1 protein-coding gene is annotated in these 379 nt (G+C 59.9%); it reads left to right on the top strand.

All coding sequences use genetic code 11. From position 1 onward, the window contains the following. Positions 1-379: hypothetical protein (locus AC0T7J_RS25540; protein WP_473798637.1), on the top strand; the 379-nt coding region annotated here is incomplete at both ends.

Raw genomic sequence — 379 nt, 5'->3', positions numbered from 1 at the left:
GTGGTGACCAATGGTGTGGCCGCAGGTTTCCCGCAATCGATCACCACGCCACTGGGCAGCACGCTGACGATTACTGGTTTCAACGCTGCAGCCGGTGTGGTCAGTTACAGCTACACCTTGGCTGATAACGAAGCGCATCCGAACGCCAACGGCGCGAACAATCTGCCTGAGCAATTCGCGGTCACGGTCGTTGATGACAACGGCACGACGGCCACCGGGACCCTCGACGTCAACATCGTCGACGACCTGCCGAAAGCCAACGATGACAGCAACGGCACTGCCTCAGAAAGCCAACTGACCCTGACCGGCAACGTCCTGACCAACGACGTACAAGGCGCCGATCGCGTACCCACTGGTCCAGTCACGGCCGGTACATTCA

This window comes from Pantoea sp. E956-1 (assembly GCF_982223955.1).
This window is presented reverse-complemented; position numbering and strand designations above follow the sequence as displayed.